The 22,771-nt window shown below is 63.9% G+C and carries 22 protein-coding genes; 7 read left to right on the top strand and 15 right to left on the bottom strand.

Annotated features, from left to right (window positions below; genetic code table 11):
- Positions 1-29: 29 nt before the first annotated feature.
- Complete coding sequence (locus H0274_RS12780) at positions 30-497, bottom strand: DUF1465 family protein (protein ID WP_226795862.1); 468 nt, start codon at positions 495-497, stop codon at positions 30-32.
- Positions 498-665: 168 nt separating this feature from the next.
- Positions 666-863, bottom strand: coding sequence for a YdcH family protein (locus H0274_RS12785; protein ID WP_226795863.1), 198 nt, complete (start codon positions 861-863; stop codon positions 666-668).
- Between the two features lie 211 nt (positions 864-1,074).
- Here H0274_RS12785 and H0274_RS12790 point away from each other — a divergent pair, with 211 nt between their 5' ends.
- The 5 genes from H0274_RS12790 to tilS all read left to right on the top strand — a co-directional run bounded on the left by H0274_RS12790 (position 1,075) and on the right by tilS (position 6,805).
- Positions 1,075-1,230 (top strand): YdcH family protein, encoded by a 156-nt coding sequence (locus tag H0274_RS12790; RefSeq protein ID WP_226795865.1) that lies wholly within the window; start codon positions 1,075-1,077, stop codon positions 1,228-1,230.
- A gap of 94 nt (positions 1,231-1,324) precedes the next feature.
- On the top strand, positions 1,325-3,595 hold the full coding sequence (gene ptsP / locus H0274_RS12795; RefSeq protein WP_226795868.1) for a phosphoenolpyruvate--protein phosphotransferase: 2,271 nt from the start codon (positions 1,325-1,327) through the stop codon (positions 3,593-3,595).
- A gap of 183 nt (positions 3,596-3,778) precedes the next feature.
- Entirely contained in the window at positions 3,779-4,675 is an 897-nt protein-coding gene (locus tag H0274_RS12800; RefSeq protein ID WP_226795870.1) for a helix-turn-helix domain-containing protein, read from the top strand.
- Positions 4,676-4,807: 132 nt separating this feature from the next.
- Complete coding sequence (locus tag H0274_RS12805; RefSeq protein ID WP_226796157.1) at positions 4,808-5,842, top strand: tetratricopeptide repeat protein; 1,035 nt, start codon at positions 4,808-4,810, stop codon at positions 5,840-5,842.
- Positions 5,843-5,866: 24 nt separating this feature from the next.
- On the top strand, positions 5,867-6,805 hold the full coding sequence (tilS, locus tag H0274_RS12810) for a tRNA lysidine(34) synthetase TilS (RefSeq protein WP_226795872.1): 939 nt from the start codon (positions 5,867-5,869) through the stop codon (positions 6,803-6,805).
- Between the two features lie 3 nt (positions 6,806-6,808).
- Here the strand turns inward: tilS and H0274_RS12815 are convergent, their stop codons facing one another.
- The 9 genes from H0274_RS12815 to H0274_RS12855 form a co-directional block, all read right to left on the bottom strand.
- Positions 6,809-7,522, bottom strand: coding sequence for a L,D-transpeptidase family protein (locus H0274_RS12815; RefSeq protein WP_226795873.1), 714 nt, complete (start codon positions 7,520-7,522; stop codon positions 6,809-6,811).
- 92 nt (positions 7,523-7,614) lie between these two features.
- Entirely contained in the window at positions 7,615-8,412 is a 798-nt protein-coding gene (locus H0274_RS12820; protein ID WP_226795875.1) for an FkbM family methyltransferase, read from the bottom strand.
- A gap of 84 nt (positions 8,413-8,496) precedes the next feature.
- Positions 8,497-11,280: a phosphoenolpyruvate carboxylase gene (locus H0274_RS12825; RefSeq protein ID WP_226795877.1), complete on the bottom strand. Its 2,784-nt coding sequence runs from the start codon at positions 11,278-11,280 to the stop codon at positions 8,497-8,499.
- 12 nt (positions 11,281-11,292) lie between these two features.
- Complete coding sequence (gene eda / locus H0274_RS12830; protein ID WP_413463481.1) at positions 11,293-11,919, bottom strand: bifunctional 4-hydroxy-2-oxoglutarate aldolase/2-dehydro-3-deoxy-phosphogluconate aldolase; 627 nt, start codon at positions 11,917-11,919, stop codon at positions 11,293-11,295.
- On the bottom strand, positions 11,916-12,899 hold the full coding sequence (gene glk / locus H0274_RS12835) for a glucokinase (protein ID WP_226795879.1): 984 nt from the start codon (positions 12,897-12,899) through the stop codon (positions 11,916-11,918). Before glk ends, eda begins: the two co-directional genes overlap by 4 nt.
- The gene (gene edd / locus H0274_RS12840; RefSeq protein ID WP_226795881.1) at positions 12,899-14,725 is read right to left on the bottom strand and encodes a phosphogluconate dehydratase; all 1,827 of its coding nucleotides are present in this window, start codon (positions 14,723-14,725) and stop codon (positions 12,899-12,901) included. The genes glk and edd overlap by 1 nt, the downstream gene beginning before the upstream one ends.
- Positions 14,718-16,154, bottom strand: a complete 1,437-nt coding sequence (gene zwf / locus H0274_RS12845; protein ID WP_226795883.1) for a glucose-6-phosphate dehydrogenase — start codon at positions 16,152-16,154, stop codon at positions 14,718-14,720. Before zwf ends, edd begins: the two co-directional genes overlap by 8 nt.
- Before the next feature lie 369 nt (positions 16,155-16,523).
- Positions 16,524-16,940 (bottom strand): secondary thiamine-phosphate synthase enzyme YjbQ, encoded by a 417-nt coding sequence (locus tag H0274_RS12850; protein WP_226795885.1) that lies wholly within the window; start codon positions 16,938-16,940, stop codon positions 16,524-16,526.
- A 16-nt stretch (positions 16,941-16,956) separates the two neighbouring features.
- Positions 16,957-17,577, bottom strand: coding sequence for a glutathione S-transferase family protein (locus H0274_RS12855; protein ID WP_226795887.1), 621 nt, complete (start codon positions 17,575-17,577; stop codon positions 16,957-16,959).
- Positions 17,578-17,663: 86 nt separating this feature from the next.
- Here H0274_RS12855 and H0274_RS12860 point away from each other — a divergent pair, with 86 nt between their 5' ends.
- Positions 17,664-18,224, top strand: coding sequence for a TetR/AcrR family transcriptional regulator (locus H0274_RS12860; RefSeq protein WP_226795889.1), 561 nt, complete (start codon positions 17,664-17,666; stop codon positions 18,222-18,224).
- A gap of 75 nt (positions 18,225-18,299) precedes the next feature.
- Here the strand turns inward: H0274_RS12860 and rimO are convergent, their stop codons facing one another.
- The gene (rimO, locus tag H0274_RS12865; RefSeq protein WP_226795891.1) at positions 18,300-19,676 is read right to left on the bottom strand and encodes a 30S ribosomal protein S12 methylthiotransferase RimO; all 1,377 of its coding nucleotides are present in this window, start codon (positions 19,674-19,676) and stop codon (positions 18,300-18,302) included.
- A gap of 71 nt (positions 19,677-19,747) precedes the next feature.
- Here rimO and H0274_RS12870 point away from each other — a divergent pair, with 71 nt between their 5' ends.
- A complete protein-coding gene (locus tag H0274_RS12870; RefSeq protein ID WP_226795893.1) occupies positions 19,748-20,146 on the top strand; it encodes a DUF1761 domain-containing protein in 399 nt (132 codons plus the stop codon).
- Positions 20,147-20,153: 7 nt separating this feature from the next.
- Here H0274_RS12870 and H0274_RS12875 read toward each other — a convergent pair whose 3' ends face one another.
- From H0274_RS12875 to surE, 3 genes are read right to left on the bottom strand one after another with little or no spacing between them, the layout of a single operon-like run.
- Positions 20,154-21,206: a potassium channel family protein gene (locus tag H0274_RS12875; RefSeq protein WP_226795895.1), complete on the bottom strand. Its 1,053-nt coding sequence runs from the start codon at positions 21,204-21,206 to the stop codon at positions 20,154-20,156.
- A complete protein-coding gene (locus H0274_RS12880; protein ID WP_226795897.1) occupies positions 21,206-22,009 on the bottom strand; it encodes a M23 family metallopeptidase in 804 nt (267 codons plus the stop codon). The genes H0274_RS12875 and H0274_RS12880 overlap by 1 nt, the downstream gene beginning before the upstream one ends.
- Positions 22,009-22,761, bottom strand: a complete 753-nt coding sequence (surE, locus tag H0274_RS12885) for a 5'/3'-nucleotidase SurE (RefSeq protein WP_226795899.1) — start codon at positions 22,759-22,761, stop codon at positions 22,009-22,011. Before surE ends, H0274_RS12880 begins: the two co-directional genes overlap by 1 nt.
- Positions 22,762-22,771: the final 10 nt, after the last annotated feature.

Genomic DNA, 22,771 nt, shown 5'->3' on the forward strand with positions numbered 1-22,771 from the left:
TGAGTTCACGCAAAGGGGGGATAGGGGGCTTAAATCGCCTTCAGGCGCTGGCCGATCCGTTCTCGCAGGCGGTCCACCGCGCGGGGTTGCATGCGGAAATTGTCCTGCCATGCGGCGTCGAGCCGTTCGATCCGGGCATAGAGCCGCTCGGTCGTGGTGACGATGCTCCGCAGTTCGGGACTGAGCAGCGCCGTCTGCGCCGGGTCGGACCGCGATGCGCGGCTGGGCAGGCGCCCGTGGCGGCGCAATTGCAGCTGAGTGATTTCGCCCGCGAAGAAGGCGCGCTGGTTCAGCAGCCAGGCAATGATGTGCATCATCCGGGTGGTGGTGCGCAAAGCCTCGCAGGACAGGGCAACACGGGCGATATCCTCGTCCTGGCTCGCATCTTCCAGTCGCCCTGACAGATCGAAGCTGCCGCGCACGTCATCGGCAAGGGTCAGCGCCTCGTTATAGAGGGCTTCGACGATGTGCGGGTTGATGTCGGTCGGGCCAGTCATAGACGGAAGATTCACTATTATCGAGCGGAAGGCACGGCCAGAGACTCCACGCACTTATCCCGAGCCAATTTGGGACTGTGCCGGCGTGGAACGGTTTTGCGCGGGTTTCGAGGGTGGAGCGTCCGGAGGAAGGAAATTCGTGTCCGGGTGCTGCCTGGACGAACGAGATTACGCGATGATGTCGGGAGTGAGATAATCCTCGAATATCGCGATCTGGTCCTTCAGCATCAATTTGCGTTTCTTGAGGCGGGCGATCTGGAGCTGATCGGGCGAGCCCAACGCGCTCAGCGCATCGATCGCGGCGTCCAGATCCCTGTGTTCGATGCGAAGCGCGGCCAGCCTTTTGCGCATCTCCTCTTCGGTCACTTACCCAACGCTCCTACGGCCACGGCCCGTCGCCTGTATGCTCACGGCCCATCCCTTCCAACGGCTCTTGCGTCGAACGGATGCGACAGCCGTTTGCCGACTTAGTTGTATTATGGTTTGATGACAATCGCGCGGCTCGGCCACGCAGGCGAGTCGCCTTTACCCGGGGCCCTTTTGGGGTACCGGCAATTAAAGAAGGAGGACGCCCCCTATGGAAACATCTCACCTTGCTGCCCTGCAGAATAAGCACGAAGGGCTGGAGCGCCGTATCCGGGACGAGATGAACCGGCCTTCCCCCGATGAGGTGATCCTGCAAAGCCTCAAGAAGCAGAAGCTGCGCATCAAGGAAGAAATCGCGCATATCTAGCCTCGCGGGGCTGCCACTGGGACGGGCGGACCGGATTGCACGTAATCGAAGCGAAATATTTCCTTTGAAGGGCAATCTGCGTTAGGCGTCGCACATGAGTGCTGTCGCTGCCGCCCGTTCGATCCTTACGCAACTGCACGAGGTCATGGCTTCGCGCCTGCACCCGCAGGGCAAGCTCAACCAGGTCGTCGAAATCATCGGCGAAACGCTGGATAGCGAAGTCTGCTCGATCTATCTGCTGCGCGAAGGCGTGCTGGAGCTTTTCGCTACGCGCGGCCTGAACCAGAGCGCCGTCCACGTTACCCGCATGGGCGTGGGGGAAGGCCTGACGGGCACTATCGCCGCCAATGTCGAGACACTGAACCTCGCCCAGGCAACTGCCCATCCCGAATTCCAGTATCGCCCCGAAACGGGCGAGGAAAAGTTCCACTCCTTCGCCGGCGTGCCGATTGTGCGGCGCGAGCGGGCAGTGGGGGTGTTAACCGTCCAGCATGTCGATCCGCGCCGCTATGAGGAAGTGGAGATCGAGGCGCTGCAGACCGTGGCCATGGTACTGGCCGAGATGATCGACAATGCCGGCCTGGTCGATGCAGAAGATGCGCTGGGCAGCGGCGCCGCTTTTTCCGAGCCTGACACGCTGGAAGGGCTGACCCTGGTGAAGGGGCTGGCATCGGGCGTGGCGGTGTTTCACCAGCCGCGCATCAATATCGAGCATATTGTGGCGGAGGACATCGAGGCGGAGCGTCAGCGCGTCTACCTCGCCTTCGACAAGATGCGCGAACAGATCGAGCAGATGGCGAATCAGGCCGAATTCGGCGTGGATGGCGAGCATGAAGCCGTGCTCGAAACCTACAAGATGTTCGCCTATGACGAAGGCTGGAGCCGCCGGATCAACGAGGCGATCGACAGCGGGCTGACTGCCGAGGCCGCGATCGAGCGCGTGCAGCAGCGCACCCGCATGCGCATGCGCGAGATCGACGATCCCTTGCTGGCGGACCGGATGCACGATCTGGAAGATCTGGCGAACCGGCTGCTGCGCATCGTTTCCGGCCAGGTTGGCACGGCCGCCTCCATGGGCCTGCGCGAGGATGCGATCCTGATCGCCCGCAATCTCGGCCCGGCAGAACTGCTGGAATATGACAAGCGCCGCCTGAAGGGTGTGATCCTGGAAGAAGGTTCGCTCACCGCGCATGTCGTGATCGTGGCCCGTGCCATGGGCGTGCCGGTGCTGGGCCGGGTGCGCAATGCCCGCACTCTGATCCGCGAAGGCAATCAGCTGCTGCTCGATGCGGATCGCGGCATGGTGACGGTGCGGCCTTCACCCAGCCTGATCGAAGCCTTCGAAATGCGCTCGGCCAAGAACCGCGAGCGGCAGGCGGCTTATGCCAAACTGCGCGAGGTGGAGCCTTTCAGCCGTTGCGGCACGCGCATCACGGTGATGATGAATGCCGGCCTGCGGGACGATATGCCCAACCTCAACCTCACCGGGGCTGACGGCATCGGGCTGTTCCGCACGGAGTTCCAGTTCCTGGTTTCCGCCGCCATGCCCCAGCGTGAACGGCAGACGCGGTTGTATCGCGACGTGCTGGAGGCGGCGGGGGACCGGCCGGTGGTGTTCCGCACGGTGGATATCGGGGGCGACAAGTCCCTGCCTTACCTGCGCAGCGAAAATTCCGAAAATGACGAGAATCCGGCCATGGGCTGGCGCGCGCTGCGGCTGGCGCTGGAGCGGGAAGGGCTGCTGAAATCGCAGGCCCGCGCCTTGCTGGAAGCGGCGGCGGGCCATACGCTGAACGTCATGTTCCCCATGGTGTCCGAACCCTGGGAGTTCGAGGCGGCACGCGCCGTGTTTGAAGGTCAGCTGGCTTTCCTCAAGAAGCAGAAGCGCAAGCTGCCCAATCAGATCCGCTATGGCGTGATGCTGGAAGTGCCTGCTCTTGCCGAGCAGCTCGATATTCTCCTGCCGCGTATTTCTTTCCTGTCGATTGGCACGAATGATCTGACGCAGTTCCTGTTCGCGGCGGACCGGGCCAATCCCAAGCTGGCCGAACGCTATGACTGGGTCAGCCCTGCGATCCTGCGCTTCATCCGCCGGGTCGTGGTGGCAACGGCAGGACATCCGGTGGATGTGACCGTCTGCGGCGAAATGGGCGGGCGACGGCTGGAGGCGCTGGCGCTGTTGGGGCTGGGCATCCGTCGCCTGTCGATCACCCCGGCGGGCGTGGGCCCGATCAAGGAACTGGTACGCAAGGTGGATCTGGAGGAAATCGGCGAGGCCATGAATGGTTGGCTCGCTTCTCCGCCCCCAAGCCTGCGCAAGGCGCTGGAAGATTGGGCTACGGAGCGGGGCATCGAACTGGACTAGGGTGCCCTCGATGGTTAGCATCGAGTAAATCCGCCGCATCAGGCCGTCAGCCCGTCGCGCTGGCGCGCATGGGCGGAAAGCAGTGCTTGACTTAAACCTGCCGCCCCCGTTTGTGTGGGCCAAGGGTCGTCGCGAACTTCCCCGCACTAGATGCTCCCTTTCCAAACACCCACCGGAGCGAGGATGATCGAAGAAGAGTTGAGCGAGCAGCGCGAGTTGCTACCCCTTACTGTTGGCGAAAAGCTGCGGGCCGCGCGCGAGGCCAAAGGTCTGAGTCTTGAGCAGCTTTCAGCGGAATCGCGCATAACCGTGCGCCATCTTACCCTGATCGAGGCGAATGATTTTGCTGCCCTGCCGGGCCGCACCTATGCGGTGGGCTTTTCGCGCACCTATGCCCGGCTTCTGGGGCTGGATGGGGATGCGATCGCACGCGAAGTGCGGGCGGAGCTTTCCGCAATGGTGCCGCATGAAAGCCGGCTTTCTACTTTCGAGCCCGGCGATCCCGCGCGCGTGCCTTCGCGCATGCTGGCATGGGTTTCGGCGGCTGCGGCAATCGTCCTGTTTGGCGGTTTGCTGTTTTTCGTGTGGACCAGTTTCGTTTCACCCAGTGGAGATCTTCCCTGGCTGACAGAGGACCAACCCGCCGCCACGCCTGCTTCCGCGCCGATGGCGGCCCTGGTGACGCCGACGGCTATGGCTACTGGCGGGCCGGTCGTGTTCACCTCGCTGGAAGACGGGGTCTGGGTGAAATTCTACGATGCTGCCGGGCGCCAGCTGCTCCAGAAGGCAATGGCCAAGGGCGAAACCTATATTTTGCCCGGTGACGTCGAAGGCCCGCAATTGTGGACCGGTCGGCCCGATGCGCTGGCGATCACCGTTGGGGGCAAGCCGGTGGCCCGTCTGGCTGAAAGCCAGAAAATCGTGAAGGATGTGCCCGTTTCGGCCGAGGCACTGCTGGCCCGCGCCGCTATGCCTTCAACCGGGGCGCCTGCGCCTGCAACCGGCGCGGCTGCTCCTGCGGCAAGTCCGGGGGCTTCTTCTGCTTCTACTCCCTCGGCAGGTGCGTCGCCCACAGCTTAACTTCGTGGTTAACTCGACAAGTGACTGGCGGCTTGGCACAATCCGCTGCGCATGGTTTTGGGGATCGTTCAGCCCCGGTTTGGCCTTTGGGCCGCACTGTGGCTGAGGCGATGCGACAGGAGATTGGATGAGATGGTGACCGGCTGGGCGCGCAAGCGCACGATGGTCCTGGCACTCGCGCTGGCAGGCTCCGGCCTTGCGGCGTTGCCGCAGGCGGCACATGCCCAGGATGCAGAGGCGCGGCTGCGCAAGATCGAGGCTGAGGTCAAGGCGTTGCAGCGGCAGGTCTTCCCCGGCGGGGACGGGCGCTTCTTCACGCCCGAGGTGATTACGCCGCAGCAGGGTTCTACGCCCGGCGCGGGCGCTGGCAATGTCACCGGTTCTGCCAGCACGCCGATCACGGATATTCTGGGGCGGCTCGATTCGATCGAATCCCAGCTGACCCGGCTGACTTCGCAGACAGAGGAAAATACGAACTCCGTCGCCCAATTGGCACTGCGGGTGCAGGAAATCGAAAATGCTCGCGCGGCGGAAACCGCTGCCAGCCAGGCGGCGGGCCCGGTTCTGCCCGGTTCGGGCACGGGAACGGTTCCCGCTCCTTCGGGCGGCGCCGCGCTGGCCACCACGCCGGGAACCCGGGGTACGGCTTCCACCGCTGCGCCAACGGCTGCCGCGACGCGTCCTGCCGCTACGCCCACCCCGACAGCCAGCGGCCCCACGGCCGCGCGGCTGGCTGCGGTGCAGGCCATCGCGAAGCCGACTACCGACGATGCGGCGGATGACGAATATTCCTATGGCTTCCGCCTGTGGGATGCGAAATTCTATCCCGAGGCGCAGCAGCAGCTGAGCCTGTTCGTGGATAAATATCCCAAGCACTGGCGGATGTCCTATGCGCGCAATCTCCTTGGTCGGGCCTATCTCGATGATGGCAAGCCGCGCGAGGCGGCGCAGTGGTTCCTTCAGAACTATCAGCAGGACAAGGCCGGGGAACGCGCGGCTGACAGCCTGCTTTATCTGGCTGAATCGATGATCGCCATCAAGGATACCAACCGCGCCTGCCTGGCGCTCGCTGAATTCAGCGAGGTCTATCCCGCCCTGGCCACCGGGCGGTTGCAGCCGCAATATCAGGCGAATGTCGCCAAGGTTAAGTGCACCAAGGGGAAATGAGCCATTGAGGCGCTGCCCCATACCATGATCGCGCGTTTCGCGGGCGATCTTGCGGCAATCTGGCCGGAGGGCGATAGACTGGGGCTGGCCGTGTCCGGCGGGTCCGACAGTCTTGCCCTGCTTCTGCTTGCCCGCGGTGCCTTGCCTGACCAGATCGAGGTAGCCACGGTAGACCACGGGCTGCGTCCGGAAAGCGCGCGGGAAGCGGCGATGGTTGCCGAACTATGCGCTGCCTATTCCATCCCGCATAGGATCCTGACGGTGAAGGTGCCGCGCGGCAATGTGCAGGACAGGGCCCGCGCCGCACGTTACGCCGCCTTGGCCAGATGGATGGCCGAACGTGGGCTGGCCGCGCTCGCCACGGCCCACCATGCTGACGATCAGGCTGAGACGCTGCTGATGCGCCTCAACCGGGGCAGCGGTGTGGCGGGCCTTGCAGGTGTGCGCGCGCGCGGTGTCGTGCCGGGAACTGAATTGCCCTTGCTGCGCCCCTTGCTGGGCTGGCGGCGGGCGGAGCTGGCCGGGATCGTCGAACGCTGGGGGCTGGAGCCCGCGCTGGACCCTTCCAATGACGATCCCAAATATGATCGCGCACGGATCAGGGAAGCCCTGCGTTCGGCCGACTGGCTGGATGTAGCGGGCGTGGCTGCCAGCGCCTCTCACCTCGCAGAGGCCGAAGGGGTGATGCAATGGGCCGCCCAGCGTGAATGGGACGAGGCCGTGACGGTGACCGAGGGAGAAATCCGCTATCGCCCCAAGGCCCCCGGCGCGATCCGCATCCGTGTGCTGGCCCGCGCCATCGCCATGCTGGGGGTGGAGCCGCGCGGCAGTTCCGTGGCTCAACTCATGAGGCGGCTGCTCAACGGCAAGGATGCCACGCTGGGCGGCGTGGTCGCGCGGGTAAATGGCGATAGCTGGACCCTGCGCAAGGAGCCGCCGCGCCGCATTGCCGGGCTGGACTAAAACTCAACCGACGAGCGACTGGCCCACGCCGGTCTTCTTGCCGCGCGTGATGATCACTACATCACCCTTCTTTGCGATGGCGAAAAGGCGCGAAACGAATTCGTCGGGCGTGCCGATGCAGCCATGGCTGGCATAGCCGTTCTCCACCTGGGAGCCGCCATGGATCGCCACCCCATCCCATGTCAGCCGCAGGGTCCAGGGCATGGGGGCGTTGTCGTATTTCTCCGACACATTGTGCCGTTCCTTGGTCAGGATCGGAAAGCGGCCGAGCGGAGTTGGGTGATCGTCCGTGCCCAGCAACACGGCGGTGGCGCCGATTTCATAGCCGCCACGAAAGACGGACAGTACTCGCGCCTCCAGGTCCACCGTCATCACCAGCGGGCCATCGGGCACGCCTTCATCGTCCCAGAACCACTGGCCATATTTGATCGGCTCGCGAATATCGAGCACGCGCTTGATCACGAAGGGCTCGTTCTCCGCAATGGAGGGGCGGGGCGCTTCCTCGCCCGGCGGAGGCGTGACAGGATCGAGGCCTTCCGCCGTGATTGCAGCAGTGGGGGCATCGTTCGCCGGCTTGCCCATTCCCAGCACATCTTCCGCCGTCAGCTGGGGGGCAGGTTCTTCATCGGCAAAGGCGCGCGATCCCAGTGTTATGCCAGCAAATACGAGCACGATGGCGGCAGTTGCGCCGCCGATCCATTTGAGGGCCGGGTCCATGCCCTTCCTATGCCCTCAAACCGGGCGCAAATGCCAGAGCGGCGCACCCGGCGTCTCGCAAAGGGACGTGCGGGGCGTGCAGGTTAACTCGCTCAGCGTTCTGCAAGAATGTCGTAATGGCGCCGGATGCCAAACTTGCGGAACTTGGAAAAGCCGCCTTCCACCAGCATCTTGCGGATCTTCGGCGCTTCGGCCCAGCGTTCATCCATCTCGTGGAACACGGCCCTAACCTTTGCGAAATGCGCGGATTTTGCCAGTTCGGCGATCACCACGCCTTCATGCCCCTCCACGTCGATCTTGACGATGATCGGCAGATCTTCGGGAATATGTTCGTCCAGCCCCGCCGCGTCCATCAGGGTGATGGTTTCCGTCGGCTGGCCTTCCATGCCGGAATGGCCCGCCAGCGAGGCGACGCCGCTGTGATTGGCCTTCACTGCGATCTGCGCCGTGCCCGCATGATCCGACAGGGCGGCGTTGAGCAGCACCGAACGCTCGCTTGCGCCGTTCAGCTCAACATTGGCGGAAAGGAAATCGAATGTGCGCTTCACCGGCTCGAAAGCGATGATCTTGCGGCAATGCGGATTGCGCGCCGCCACCAGCGAATAGAGGCCCTGGTTCGCCCCGATATCGATGAAGGTGAAATCGTAATCGATGCGGTCGAGATAGTCGGAGAAGTACTTGCCGTAGGTGCCATAAAGGCAATAGCGGAAGGTCTTGTCCGCGAAATTGGGCACCATCGGCACACCATAAACCGATTGTGCTGGCCGGCGATGGAATGTCGCCCCGAATGCGCCCCACAGCCGGTCCAGCGCGGAATGGGCCGTACCCTTGATCCGCGCCTTCACGACGCGGACATTACGCGCCACGCCGAATTCGTAAATCGCACCCATCGTAACCCGTCCTTGAGCCGTCTTTCCGCCGCTTAGAACGATTGCAGCGCCCGGCAAGCGGAATTTCGGGGCATCATGAAAAGGTTAGCCGTGGGCGCCGAAGTGGTTGGCGATGGCGGTGGTTATGCGCAGCGACAAAAGATACGCCCGGTCAATGGGATCGACATAATCGCGATGGATGAACTCATAGCCGTCATCCGCCCCTTCGGGATAATCGGTCGGCTCATCCAGCGTGAAATCCCCGATCTTGGGGAAGCGAATGGGAAAGGCCCGCCGCAGCTGCGCCAGCGCTTCATCGACGCGCAGCGTGAACACCATTTCCAGCACATCCTCCCGGCTGATGTCATTCGCCCGGCTGAAGGCGGGAACGGATACGGCGCGGATGAACATATGCTGGAACAGCGTCAGCCGGATTGCCTGCAACACGCCAATCGCGCGCCGCACCGGTTCGCGATCCTCCATCGGGCTGTCATCGGGGACGAGCTCCAGCAGGCGATGCAGCTTGAGCGCGTCGATCCTGAGGCGCGAGGCGAGACGGCGGAACACGCCGGCCCGGTCATCCTTGATGAGATATTCGGCCAGCGCCTCGCAGGCATTGGAAAGATGCGCCTCCGTTCCGCGATAGGGCCGGCTGGCCCAATAGGCGGAATTGAACAGCTCGCCATAGGCGGCCACGGTCTTCACGCTGGCCAGCGCATTGGCCGCGCGGACCAGGCGGATCAGCTGGCGGCCCCGGTCGCTTTCGCGCAGCAAGGCGGCCAGATCCTCGTAAATCCCGTCCGCTGCCGTGCCCACGCCGCAGATGACGTTCACCGGATAGCCCAGCTGCTGCAGGATGGCGTTGTGCGGAATGGCGCGGATCTGGCGCAGACTCATTTCGCGGTCCGCCGAAAGGTCCGACTGACGGCGCGAAACGCGGCTGCCGGTGGGGTTCAGCATGCCCAGCCCGAAGGCCGTGATCGCCCGGGAATAGGTGCGGCTTTCCAGATGGGCGCGCTGGTGATCGCGAATGGCCCGGTAGAAATCGAGCGAAAGGTCCGTGCGGCGATAGAAAGGATCGGTCGGCGCATCGGCATCGGTTTCGGCCGGGCGCAGTTCCGCGATACGGGCGAGGGTGGCCAGCGCCAGTTCGGGCGTGGAGAAGAACAGATAACCGTCGCCGCCCTGAAAGCTCACTTCGGGCTCCAGCGAAATGCCCGCCCGCATGAAGCGTCGCCGCGCCCAGGGGGACAGTGGCCAGGCGAGCCGGTCCGCCAGGCTGGAAGGATGGGCGCCGCGCCCCATGCTCTCGCCATGGGTGTCGAAGATCAGCGCCGCCACATCGGTCAGACCATTGGCCACCATCGCCTGTGCCAAGCGGCCTTGCAGGCGTTCAATGGCGAGGCTGGCGGGCACTTGCCCGACAAAGCGCCCCGCGTCGGAAAAGCCGGTCTGCACAGCCACGCGGCCGCGCTGGCGCGCATAATCCTGATAGGCTTCCTCCGCCAGCAAGGCGTCCAGTAGCCGCCCGCCATGTTCCAGCGCGCTCTCCGTCTCGAACAGGGGCGAGACATCCACCTTATGCGCAATGCCGAACAGCTTTGCGAAATAGAGAGCGGCGAGAATGGTGGAAGGCTGCTCGCATTCCGCGATCAGCATGCGGATTGGGGCGTCGGCGTCGATATGGTGCAGGATCTGCGCCATGGCCAGGAACTGCCGGATGGCCGTGCTGCTCTCGATCGCCAGCGCGGCGAAATTGGCGCGATGCGGTTTCACACCCGCCAGCAATTCGCGCAGCCGCATGATTGCGCCCCGGCTGGCCAGGTCCAGCGTGCCGTCCCCATCGATCACGCGGCGGATCGCATTATGCAGCTGGCTGGTATTGACGCGGAAGTGAATCCAGCCCGCGCCCAGCCCGTCGGCACGCATGGCAGCGGCCAGAGTCTTCAATGCAATGGCACGCTGCAGGCGGGCGCCTTTCGCTTCTTCCTCCAGCGCGGAGATCAGCGGGGCGAGGGTGAGTATCTTTGCCGGATGATCCTGCGTCAGCCGGTTGGCGGCGGCAGAAAGCACTTCCGGATCGCCCAGATCGGCTGCGAAATCCTCGGCGCGTTCATTGGTATAGGTAGCGGCTGCTTCCAGCGTGGCGAGCAATGGGTGGGCCGGGTCTATCGCTTCCAGCGAAACGGCATAGCGTTCCAGCCGTCCCGCCTTTTCGACCAGCCGGAAATGGATGGAATCATACCATCTGATGTCCGTCCGGCCATCCATGTCATAGCCTACCCAGCTGGCGAAGCGGAACGGCAGCGGTTCGAAATCGTGCCATTTGCCGGGCCAGCGGCGGGCCGCTTCGGCCAGCAATTCGCTCACCAGCCTGTCGCGCGCGGCAGCGCCGTTGGCGATGGCGGCCAGCGCCTGCTCATGCTCGAAAGCCAGGGTGATGTGGGCGCGCTGCCCCGGCAGGACGCAGATATCCGCGCTCACCGGCTCGTCATGCGATGCGGCTCGCGCGACTGCCTCGGTCTGGATCGGAGAGAGCAGGAAAGTGGGATGGGCAGTGAACACGCAATGGAGCTGGGGATGTTCCCATCTTTTCCGGAATTCCCAATAATCGCCCGGTTCCTTGCCGAGCATGGCATTGAACCCCGTCAGATTGGCGTCGGGCGTTACCGGGGCCACCAGCCGTTGCAGGCGCCGCGCGCGGCTTTGCAGCGCGTCGCATTCCAGCTCGGCAATCATCGCTTCCATATCGGCCAGCGACAATTCGCCGCCTTCCAGCGCGCGCGACAATTCCAGACTGAGCTGGAACGCGGGGTTGAAGAGCGGTGTCTCGCTTGTCCGATCGCGTAGCTGTTCGAGCCGGGCGAGGAGATCGGAGACTGTCTTCATACCGCGCTTCTCCTATGCGAGCTGAGCTGCCTTTCGGGCTGCTTCGGTGATGGCCGCGTAATCCGGCGGGCCCTTGGGAACGATCCAGCTGCCGCCCACGCACAGGACGGGATCGGGTGCCAGCCAGTCCGGCGCGGTTTCCTGCGTGATGCCTCCGGTGGGGCAGAAACGGGCCTGTCCGAATGGCCCCGCCAGTGCCTTCAGCGCGGGGATGCCGCCCGAGGTGGAGGCTGGGAAGAACTTGAAATGCGAGAGGCCAAGATCCAGCCCGCGCATGATGTCGCCCGCCGTTGCGATGCCGGGCAGGAAGGGAACGCCGCGGGCGATGGCGGCCTTGCCCAGCGTCTCGGTGAGGCCGGGGGAAACGATGAACTCGCTGCCTGCGGCCAGCGCCTCGTCCAACTGGGCCGGGTTGGTGACCGTGCCTGCACCCACAATGGCGCCCGGCACCTGCTTCATTGCGCGGATCACATCCAGTGCGGCAGGGGTGCGCAGGGTGACTTCCAGTACCTTGAGGCCGCCTGCCACAAGGGCCTCCGCCAGTGGGGCGGCAATGGCGGCATCGTCCACTACCAGTACCGGGATCACCGGCGCGGTCAGCATGATCTGTTCGATGGCGCGGCTCATGCCGATAGTCATTTGTCCTGGCCCTTCATCTGGCTCTGGAATGCGGCCACGGCCCCGAACAGGCCCGGCTGCGGATGGGTGATGAGCTTGACCGGAATGCCGGCCATCATCTGTTCGTAGCGGCCCTTGAAGCGAAAGCGTTCGGCAAAGCCCGATGCGGCCAGCGTGTCACGGATGCGCAGGCCCAGCCCGCCCGCGATTACCACCGCGCCCGATCCGTGGGCCAGCGCATAATCGCCTGCGGCCGTGCCCAGTGACATGCAGAAACGCTCCACCGCGGCGGCAGCCAGACTGTCTTTGCCCGAGAGGCCCAGTTCCCAGATCGTCTTGTCATCCCCTTCGGGAAGCTGGCGCCCTTCCAGCGTGGCAAGCGCCTGATGGATGTCCACGATGCCGGGGCCGGAGACGACGCGCTCCACCGAAACGCGCCGGTGGCGCTTTCTCAGCCGCAGCAGGATCGCATCGTCGATGGGATCGATCGGCGCGAAGTCGATATGGCTGCCTTCGGTGGCCTGCACGTGATAGCGATTCGGCCCGTCGCGACGCAGATAGGCCACGCCAAGGCCGGTGCCGGGGCCCAGCACGCTGATCGTGCCGGTGCAGGGCAAGGGCACGTCAGGGCCGCTCAGGTGCAGGAACTCGTCCTCATGCGCGCGGGCCACGGCATGGGCGACGGCGGCGAAATCGTTGAGCACGATTGCCTCGTCCAGCCCGAGCTGATCGTCGATGGCGCCCGTATGGATGACCCAGCTGTTGTTGGTCATCTGCACCTTTTCCCCGGTTACCGGCCCGGCAATGGCAATGGATGCCGCGCGCGGCAGGGCGCAGCCGCAGCGGCGCTCGAACTCTTCCCATGCGGTTTGCAGGCTGGCGAAGTCGCTGGTCTTGAGCGTTTCCGGCTCGCCCAGCGTGATCGCCCCATCCGCGCCGATGGAGGCGAGGGCGAAGCGGGCATGAGTGCCTCCTATGTCGAGCGCGACGAGATCGGTCATCACAGCCCCGCCATGGCGAGCATGGCCGATCCGCCCTGTTCGGCGCCATCGGCATTGAGGCGGAACATGGCGAACAATTCGCGCCCCACGCCCATCTGTGCAGGCGGCGGCGGGGCGGGCGTGCGGGTAGAAAGATCGGCGCTGGTGGATAGCGTGCCGGTGGTAGCGCACAGCTTCACCACGTCGCCTTCGCGCAGCAAGGCGAGTGGGCCGGGGGTTCCGTTGCGGTCGGCGAGTGCCTCGGGTGTGACATGGATCGCGGCGGGAACCTTGCCCGACGCGCCCGACATGCGCCCATCGGTGACGAGCGCCACACGGTATCCGCGATCCTGCAACACGCCCAGCGGCGGGGTCAGCTTGTGCAGTTCGGGCATGCCATTGGCACGCGGGCCCTGAAAGCGCATTACCACCACAACATCGCGGTCAAGCTCGCCGGCCTTGAAGGCGGCGATCACATCTTCCTGCCGCTCGAACACGCGGCAGGGCGCCTCGATGGTCCAGCGCTCGGCTTCAACGGCGCTGGTCTTGAAGCACGCCCGGCCGAGATTGCCCTGCACCAGCCGCATACCCCCGTCCGCCTGAAACGGCGTGGCGGCGGGGCGCAGCATGGCATCGTCACCCGATGGCCCAGTGGGGCGCCATGCAAGTGCGCCACCGTTGAGGAAAGGCTCGTCCGCATAGGCCGCCAGCCCATCTCCGCCGACGGTCAGGATATCCCCATGGGCAAGGCCGGCGGAGAGCAGCTCGCCGATGACGTGGCCCATGCCGCCTGCTGCGTGGAACTGGTTCACGTCGCCCGAGCCATTGGGATAGACGCGCGCGATCAGTGGCACGACACCGGACAGTTCGGACAGGTCTTCCCAATCGAACAGAACCCCGGCCGCCCGCGCGATGGCGGGCAGGTGGATGGCGTGATTGGTCGAGCCGCCTGTGGCCAGCAGCCCGATGGCGGCATTGACGATGGCCTTCTCGTCCACACAGCGGGAAAGGGGGCGATAGTCGCCGCCATCCTGCGCCATGCACGCCAGCCGCTGGGTCGCCGCGCGGGTCAGCGCCTGGCGCAGCGGGGTGCCGGGGGGCACGAAGGCCGCGCCCGGCATGTGCAGGCCCATCATCTCCATCATCATCTGGTTGGAATTGGCCGTGCCATAGAAGGTGCAGGTTCCGGGCGAGTGGTAGGACTTGCTCTCGCTCTCCAGCAATTCCGCGCGGCTTGCCTTACCCTCGGCATAGAGCTGGCGGACCTTCTGCTTTTCCTTGTTGGCGATGCCGCTGGGCATGGGGCCGCTGGGCACGAACACGGCGGGAAGGTGGCCGAAGCGCAGCGCGCCGATCAGCAGGCCGGGTACGATCTTGTCGCAAATGCCCAGCAGCGCCACGCCGTCATACATTTCGTGGCTGAGCGCGACGGCAGTGGAGAGCGCGATCACGTCGCGGGAGAACAGTGACAGCTCCATCCCCTCCTGCCCCTGCGTAACCCCGTCGCACATGGCCGGAGTGCCGCCTGCCACCTGCGCCGTGGCGCCCACTTCGCGGGCCCAGAGCTTCATCTGTGCCGGATAGGCGCCATAGGGCTGATGGGCAGACAGCATGTCATTATAGGCAGTGACGATGGCCAGGTTCGGCCCGCGATGCGCCTTCAGCGCCTGCTGGTCTTCCAGCGCCCCGGCATAGGCATGGGCGAGGTTGGAACACGCCATCTGGTTGCGGTCCGGCCGCCGCCCGGCCTCGCGCTCCATCAGTTCCAGATAGGCGGCGCGGGCGGATTTCGACTTGGCGATGATACGCTCGGTGACCCGGGCGATGGTTGGGTGCAGATCACTCATGCCATGTCACTCCGTCACGCTCGGCCAGCGCGATTGCCGCGCTCGGGCCCCAGCTTCCGGCAGTATAGGGCTTGGGCGTCAACCCCTCTTCGGCCCAATTGGCGCGGATCTGGTCGATCCATTGCCATTGCGCCTCCACCTCGTCACGGCGGACGAACAGGGTCTGGTCGCCTTCCACCAGATCGAGCAGCAGGCGTTCATAGGCGATGCGCCGCTGGGTGCCGGTGAAGGCATCGGGCATGGCGATGTTGAGCGGCACCTTGCGCAAGCGGATGCCGTCGCGGTCCAGCCCCGGCACCTTGGCCATCAGGGAAAGGGTGATGTTCTCTTCCGGCTGAATGCCGATCAGCAGGCTGTTAGGCATGCTGCGCGTGCTCTTGCCGAAGATGGAATGCGGCACCGGGCGGAACTGCACCAGAATCTCTGTCGTGCGCCGCATCATGCGCTTGCCGGTGCGCAGATAGAAAGGCACGCCCTTCCAGCGCCAGTTATCGACATGGGCCTTGATCGCCACGAAGGTTTCCGTGTCGCTGTCGCGGCCCAGTTCCTCGTCATAGCCCGGCACGGCCTTGCCGGTGATCGCGCCCGCGCGATATTGGCCCGTCACCGTCTCGCCGGAGGATATGGGACGCAGCGAGCGCAGGACCTTCACCTTCTCATCGCGTACGGCGGTGGCGTCGAAGCTCACCGGGGGCTCCATCGCAACCAGCGCGAGTAACTGGAGCATGTGGTTCTGCACCATGTCGCGCAGGGCACCGGCCTCGTCATAGAAATCCACGCGGCTTTCCAGCCCCACGGTTTCGGCCACGGTGATCTGCACGTGATCGATATGGGCCGCGTTCCACAAAGGCTCGAACAGGATATTGCCGAACCGCATGGCCAGCAGGTTCTGGACCGTTTCCTTGCCCAGATAATGATCGATGCGGAAAATCCGGTCCTCGGGGAAGGCGGCGGCCACGGCGTCGTTGATTTCGCGGCTGCTGGCCAGATCGATGCCCAGCGGCTTTTCCAGCCCGATGCGGACATTGCCGCTGGTCAGACCGGCGCCTTGCAACCCTGCGATGGTCGGCTCGAACAGGCTGGGCGCGGTGGACAGGAAAATGGCCAGCCCGTTTTCGGGAGTGCCGACCATCTGCGCCAGCTTTTCGTAACCAGCCTGATCGGTGGCATCGAGCGTCTGATAATGCAGGCGGTTGAGGAAAGTTGCCACCCCGCCGCGCCGCTCCGCCGGGAGAAATTTCTCCAGCGCCGCACGGGCGAAATTGCGGAATTCGGGGGTGTCATGCGCCGAACGGGCAGTGCAGACGATCCGCAGATCGGGATCGACCAGCCCATCGGCATCCAGTGCGCAGAGCGAGGGCAGGAGCATCCGCTGCGACAGATCTCCTGTGGCGCCGAACAGAAGCAGCCGGTCTGCCGTAAAACTCATTGCGCAGGGGCTCCTTTCCCGAACGGCGGAAGCATTGTCTCTTGCTGCATTGCAACATGGCTAACAGGTTTGAAACGGCTTGGCCAGCGCCCGAACCGCGCAAAAAATTGACCATGCGCGACATGCGGATACTCGATCTGCAATCGATTGCAAATCCATCGCCATGCTGAAGTTGTTTTGGGCCTGTTCCACTGAGGCAATCACTCACTCGTCGTCCCGGCGAAGGTCGGGATTGCTGGCGATGGTGGCTCAAGGCGTGGTTGGCTCATACTGGCTAGCGGTCCCGGATCAAGTCCGGGACGACGGAGGAATACTTGTCTTAATGGGGCAAACGCCCACCATGTTCGGGGTGACGCTTGGTTCAGCCCTCTATTCCCCGAGCAAATGCAGGGCCACTTCGCGCCGATGCGGCGCGCGGCGATGTTCAGCCAGAAAGATGCCCTGCCATGTACCCAGGGCCATCCTGCCGCCGATCACCGGGATCGACAGGTTCACGCCCGTCAGCACGGATTTGAGATGGGCAGGCATATCGTCCGGCCCTTCATCGTCATGCGCATAATAGCCGCCTTCCGGCGCCACCCGGTCCAGCCACGCCTCCAGATCCCGCCACACCGCACTGGAGGCGTTCTCCGTGATGAGGAGCGAGGCAGAGGTGTGCAGGCAATGCAGGGTGACAAGGCCCGTCCGGATGCCGTTCTCCGCAACCCAGGCGGCAACGTCCCGCGTGATCTCGGTGAGGCCCCGGCCGGGGGTACGGAACTGGAGGCGGGTTACGGACTGGCGCATGGGTGGGAGATCCTGCCTATCCATAAGCATAGGGCCCTCCTACCTCAATTGCCCGTCGATAAGCTGGCCTTGCCTGGATTTTGTTCAGCCATTTCAAAGTGGAAGGTCTCGTTTGATCGAGGCCGCCACGATGATATGCGGCCTCAATCGGGAAACTCATCATGATATCGGCAGCGGTCATTGCGTCACCCGCAAACCACGGGCGTTGCGCGAGTTCTGATTCGATAAAATCGAGATGTACATCGATCATTGGCTGTATGCGCCTGATCGCAAATCTGCCCATGATGGGAATGCGGCTGAGCACCAACTTGAGAAGCAGTGGCGGCATTACCGAGCCTTCTGCATAATGTAGGAACATCCGATAGCGCAGAGCGGCGTCCCGTTCACCTTCTGGCCCAAGGCGGCCGCCTGTCTTCTCGACGAGATATTCCACAATGCTACCGCTCTCGACGATGACTTGGCCTTCGTCCTCAATCATCGGCGATTTGCCGAGAGGGTGTAACTGCTTCAGCTGGCTGGGGGCAAATAGGGTTTTTGGATCGCGTTCATACCGGCGCACTTCATAGGGCAGGCCCAGTTCTTCCAGCATCCAGAGGATCCGCTGGGATCGCGAATTATTGAGATGATGAACCAGCATCAACTTATCTCCGTGCCTGTTTGCCTGAAAACACCTCTATGTTTACAGTGTAAACATACGACGATTCGCTTAGGGTGCAAGCAGAGATGACGCAACCAACCGGCTTGAAGGGACAACTCGTCGAGGAGACGATCAATATGGTAAGCGCGGGCGAGGGTGAGCCTAGTTTGCGTGAGCTCGCAAAGCGGCTCGGCGTCTCCGCGATGGCTCTCTATCGCCACTTTCCCAATAAAGCGGCGCTATTGGAAGCTGTGATTCAGGCAGGGTTCGAAATGCTCCGTGCCGAACTTGAAAAGGCGGATACTTCTGCCGAGAACGAAGCCGCGCTTGTCGCGCAGGGCATGGCTTACGTGAATTTCGCTACAACACGCCCCCAGCTTTTCCGTCTGATGTTCGGTGGGGAGAACTCTGTTCAAGCCCAGCTTCCAGCCCGGGAGGGCGCGTATATCGTTATGATGCAACGGATAGAGCGTGCGTCTCGCTCACCTGTACCCGGGGCTGCGCTCGCCTGTTGGGCTGTGGTGCATGGCTTGGCGATACTTCAGATCGACCGTCAGCGCGGGCTTCAAAATCAGGAAATCCAGCAAGCATTGGAGATCGTTGTTCGCGGGGCCCTGCGAGGAAGCGCGCCACCGGAGGGGCAATAGCAGAGGCTAACCGCTGCCGTTGCCTTTCAGCGGGCACTAATGCTCACAAGGGTTCGCGCCTAACGTCCCTAAAAATCAGACAATCGCGCCGAACAGATCGTGCGCGTCCGCGTCTTCCACTTCCACCTGCACGAAATCGCCCGGTTTCAGGCTGGCCGGGACATTGCGCAGATAGACGCTGCCGTCGATCTCCGGTGCATCGGCCTGGCTGCGGCCGGTGGCGCCGATGTCGCCATCTTCGTCGGGCTCGCCCACTTCGTCGATGATGACGGACAAGGTGCGGCCGATCTTCGCCTGTAGCTTGGCGGCGCTGATCGCCTCGGTCTTTTCCATGATCCGGGCGTAGCGTTCTTTCTTGACCTCTTCCGGCACGGCGCCGGGCAGGTCGTTGGCCGCCGCGCCTTCGACCGGTTCGAACCGGAAGGCGCCCACACGGTCAAGCTGGGCTTCGTCCAGCCAGTCGAGCAGATATTGGAAGTCAGCTTCCGTTTCGCCGGGGAAGCCAACTACGAAGCTGGAACGGATCGCGATGTCCGGGCAGATCTCCCGCCAGCTTTTCAGCCGTTCGAGCACCTTGGCTTCGTTCGCCGGGCGCTTCATGGCCTTCAGCACATTCGGGCTGGCATGCTGGAACGGAATGTCGAGATAGGGCGTCAGCAGCCCTTCCGCCATCAGCGGGATCACCGCATCGACATGGGGATAGGGATAGACATAGTGCAGCCGCACCCAGGGCGTATCGCCTTCCGGCGTGCGCAGCTGGCCCAGTTCGCGGGCGAGGTCGGTCATATGGGTGCGGACGGGGTGGCCCTTCCACTCGCGTTCCTCGTGCCGCACATCCACGCCATAGGCGGAGGTGTCCTGGCTGATGACCAGCAATTCCTTCGTGCCGGCGGCCACCAGCTTTTCCGCCTCGCGCAGCACGGCATCCACCCGGCGGCTGACGAGCTTGCCGCGCAATTGCGGGATGATGCAGAAGGCGCAGGAATGATTGCAGCCCTCGGAAATCTTGAGGTAGCTGTAATGGCGCGGGGTCAGCTTCACATCGGCCAGATCGGCACGGGCCGGGATCAGGTCGACGAAGGGGCCCTGGCTGGGCGGGGCGGCATCGTGGACGGCTTCCACCACCTGTTCATATTGATGGGCGCCGGTCACGGCCAGCACATCGGGGAAGCGGGCGCGGATCAGCTCCGCCTCGTTGCCCATGCAGCCGGTCACGATCACGCGGCCATTCTCGGCAATCGCCTCGCCAATGGCGGCAAGGCTTTCTTCCTTGGCGGAATCGAGGAAGCCGCAGGTGTTCACCAGCACCACGTCGGCGCCGGAATAATCCGGGCTCATCGTGTAACCGTCTGCCCGCAGGCGCGTAAGGATGCGTTCGGAATCCACCAGTGCCTTGGGGCAGCCGAGGCTGACCATGCCGACCTTGGGGGCTTCCTTGATAGTTGTGGCCATGGCGCGCGCCCCTATCTATCCTGGCTGGCGGAGTCACGCGCAATCATGCACGCGGGACTGGAGGCTATACCATGGGTCCGATCAACTATACGGCGGTTTTTCTGGGTGCGCTCGCCTTCTTCGCGGTTGGCGCGGCCTGGTACAGCCTGCTGTTCGGCAAGGCCTGGCAACGCGCTGCGGGGTTGAGCGCGGAGCAGTTGAAGGGCGCGAGCATGCCGATGATATTCGGCCTGTGCTTTGTGGCGGAACTGGTGATTTCCTGGATGCTGGGCCACCAGATCGCGCGCACCAGCCCGCCGCCGCATGTGATCATGATGTTCGCACTGGGCTTTGCCGGCGCGCTGATGATCCCGGCGATTGCCATCAATTACCTGTTCCAGCGCAAGCCGCTGAAGCTGTTCCTGATCGATTCCGGCCATTTCCTTGTCGGCATGGCGGCGATGGGTGCGGTGCATCTGGCGCTTTACTGAGGAAGCGTCAGGAGGGGGGCGGGGCTTCCTGCGCGCAGGTAGGCAGGATTTCCACCACCACGTCGCCGGGTTGCAGCGATCCGGCTTCGTCTTCCCAGAAGCCGATCACCCTTTCCCCCCGATAGATGCGCAGGCCCATGCCGCCGGTTGCCAGGCTGCGGAGCGGCTTTCCGATCTCTTCCGGTCGCACTGGCCGTTCGACCAGCTGGACGTTCCCCGAGACGGAGGCGAGGTCTGCCAGATAATCGGCCACATGGCTGCCTTGCGCCGATCCTGCCAGCAGCAGGCCGGTAAAGCGCACGGGGTTGATTACATTGTCCGCCCCGGCCTGCCGGGCGAGGATTTCGTTATCCTCCGCCCGTACCACCACGCTGATCGGTACCTTGGGCGCGAGGTGGCGTACGGTCAGCACGATCAGGATCGAGGCATCGTCACGCCCGGCGGAAACCAGCACGGTCTGTGCCTGCGCGATGCGTACGGCGATCAGGTTTTCGTCGCGCGCGGCATCGGCGCAGATCACGTTGCAGCCCATCTCCTCGGCGATCTGCAGCCGCTCCTCGCTGGTGTCCATCACCACGATGGAATTGGCATCGGTGCCCCGTTCGATCAGTTCGGCCACCGCTTCGGAGCCGCTGACGCCGAAGCCCAGGACCACAACATGGCCGGAAAGCTGTTTCTGGATGCGGGCCATGCGGAATCTCTCCCAGCTGCGCTTGATGATGAAATTATAGGCAGTGCCCACGAAAATGAAGATCACCGCGAAACGGATGGGGGTGACAATCACCGCCTCGATCAGGCGCGAACGGTCGCTGATCGGGGCAATGTCCCCAAAGCCCGTGGTGGTGATGGAGATCATGGTGAAATAGACCACGTCCAGGAAGCTCACCTGGCCGTCATGATTGTCCACCAGCCCTTCGCGATCGGCATAATGGACCAGCACCACGAAGAAGATCAGCGCCAGCGCAGCTGAAAGGCGCAGTGCCAGATCGGCCCAGACCGGCACGCGCACCGCGCGGCGCAAGGGCCGGAAACGGCGGGCGGCGGAAAAGGGCCGCTTCATCAGCCGCCCTCTTTCAACCCAAGGCGGGGTGCGGGATCTATCGGCTGGCCATTCTGGCGGATTTCGAAATGGAGTTCGGGCCCTGTCGCCTCGCCGCTATGGCCGCCGAGGCCGATACGTTCGCCCGCGCGGATCGTCTCTCCCTTCTTCACGGTGACCTTTTCCAGATGGCCATAGGCGGTGTGCCAGCCATTGCCGTGGTCTATCACCACCAGATTGCCGAAGCGTTCCGGTGCCTTGCCCGCGAAGATTACCGTGCCAGAAGCGGCGGCGCGCACCATGTCGCCATCCTTCACGCGGAAATCCAGGCCTTCATGTCCGCCGCCGTCGGCCCGGCGGCGCCAGCCCAGCAACACAGCACCGTCATGCGGGCGGCGAAATGCCGGTTCCTTGATCTCGATCGGCTTCGGGTTGGAAATTACCGCCGGGATGATCAGCCTTTTTCCGACTTTCAACGTGGCGTCGGGCTTGATCCCGTTGGCCTGCGCTATCAGGTCGAACGGCACGCCGTATTGGAAGCCGATGGCAAAGCCGGTATCGCCCCCCTTCACCACATGGACGCGCTGGCGCGGGATGATGAGCTTCTGGCCAAGCTTTACGACATAGGGCTCGGCAAGGCCATTGGCCTCGGCAATCGCCACCAGCGGCACGTTGGCGCGGTTGGCGATGCCGCCCAGCGTTTCGCCGGGAGCCACCACATGCTCTGTCTCTGTCGCAGGGTCGGGCTTTTTATCGTTCGTGGCCGCCACCAGCAGCACTGCCGCGAGCGGCAGCATCCAGTGCCGGGCACGGCCGGATAACATCAGGCAAACCTTTCAGCCAGCGCGCCGATCGCCGCGTGATGCGTCAGGTCGAGCTGCAGGGGCGTTATCGAGATATAGCCGTCATTCACGGCCTCCAGATCGGTGCCGTGGTCCAGCGTGTGTTCCACATCCTCAAGGCCGAACCAGTAGTAAGGCCGCCCGCGCGGATCGACGCCTTCCACCACGGAGCCGCGCGAATAATCGTGGAAGCCCTGCCGGGTCACGCGGATGCCGCGCACTTCTTCTGCCGGAAGGGCGGGGAAATTGACATTGATGACAGTGCGCTTTGCCATCTGCATGTCCAGCAGCGGGCGCAGCACCTTTTCCGCCCAGGCTTCGGCGGCCGCAAAGCCATGGCCGCGATCGCGCGTCGCCTGGCTCAGCGCGATGGCCGGAATGCCTGCCAGCGCGCCTTCCATCGCGGCGGAGATCGTGCCCGAATAGGTCACGTCATCCGCCAGGTTCTCGCCATTGTTGATGCCGGAAATGATGAGGTCGGGCTTGCCACCGGCAAACAGCTTGCTGAGGCCGAGATTGACGGAATCGGTCGGCGTGCCTGTGACCGAATAACGCCGCCCGCCATGTTCGCGCAGGCGCACGGGCATATGCAGGGTGAGCGAATGGCCCGCGCCGGAATTCTCTTCCGCCGGGGCGCAGACAGTCACGTCGTCGCTCAGCCGCGCGGCGATGGCTTCCAGCACGGCCATGCCGGGGGCGTTGATCCCGTCATCATTGGTGAGGAGGATGCGCATTGCCGTGCCT

The organism is Fulverythrobacter ferritrahens, assembly GCF_020539485.1.
Classification (GTDB): domain Bacteria; phylum Pseudomonadota; class Alphaproteobacteria; order Sphingomonadales; family Sphingomonadaceae; genus Andeanibacterium; species Andeanibacterium ferritrahens.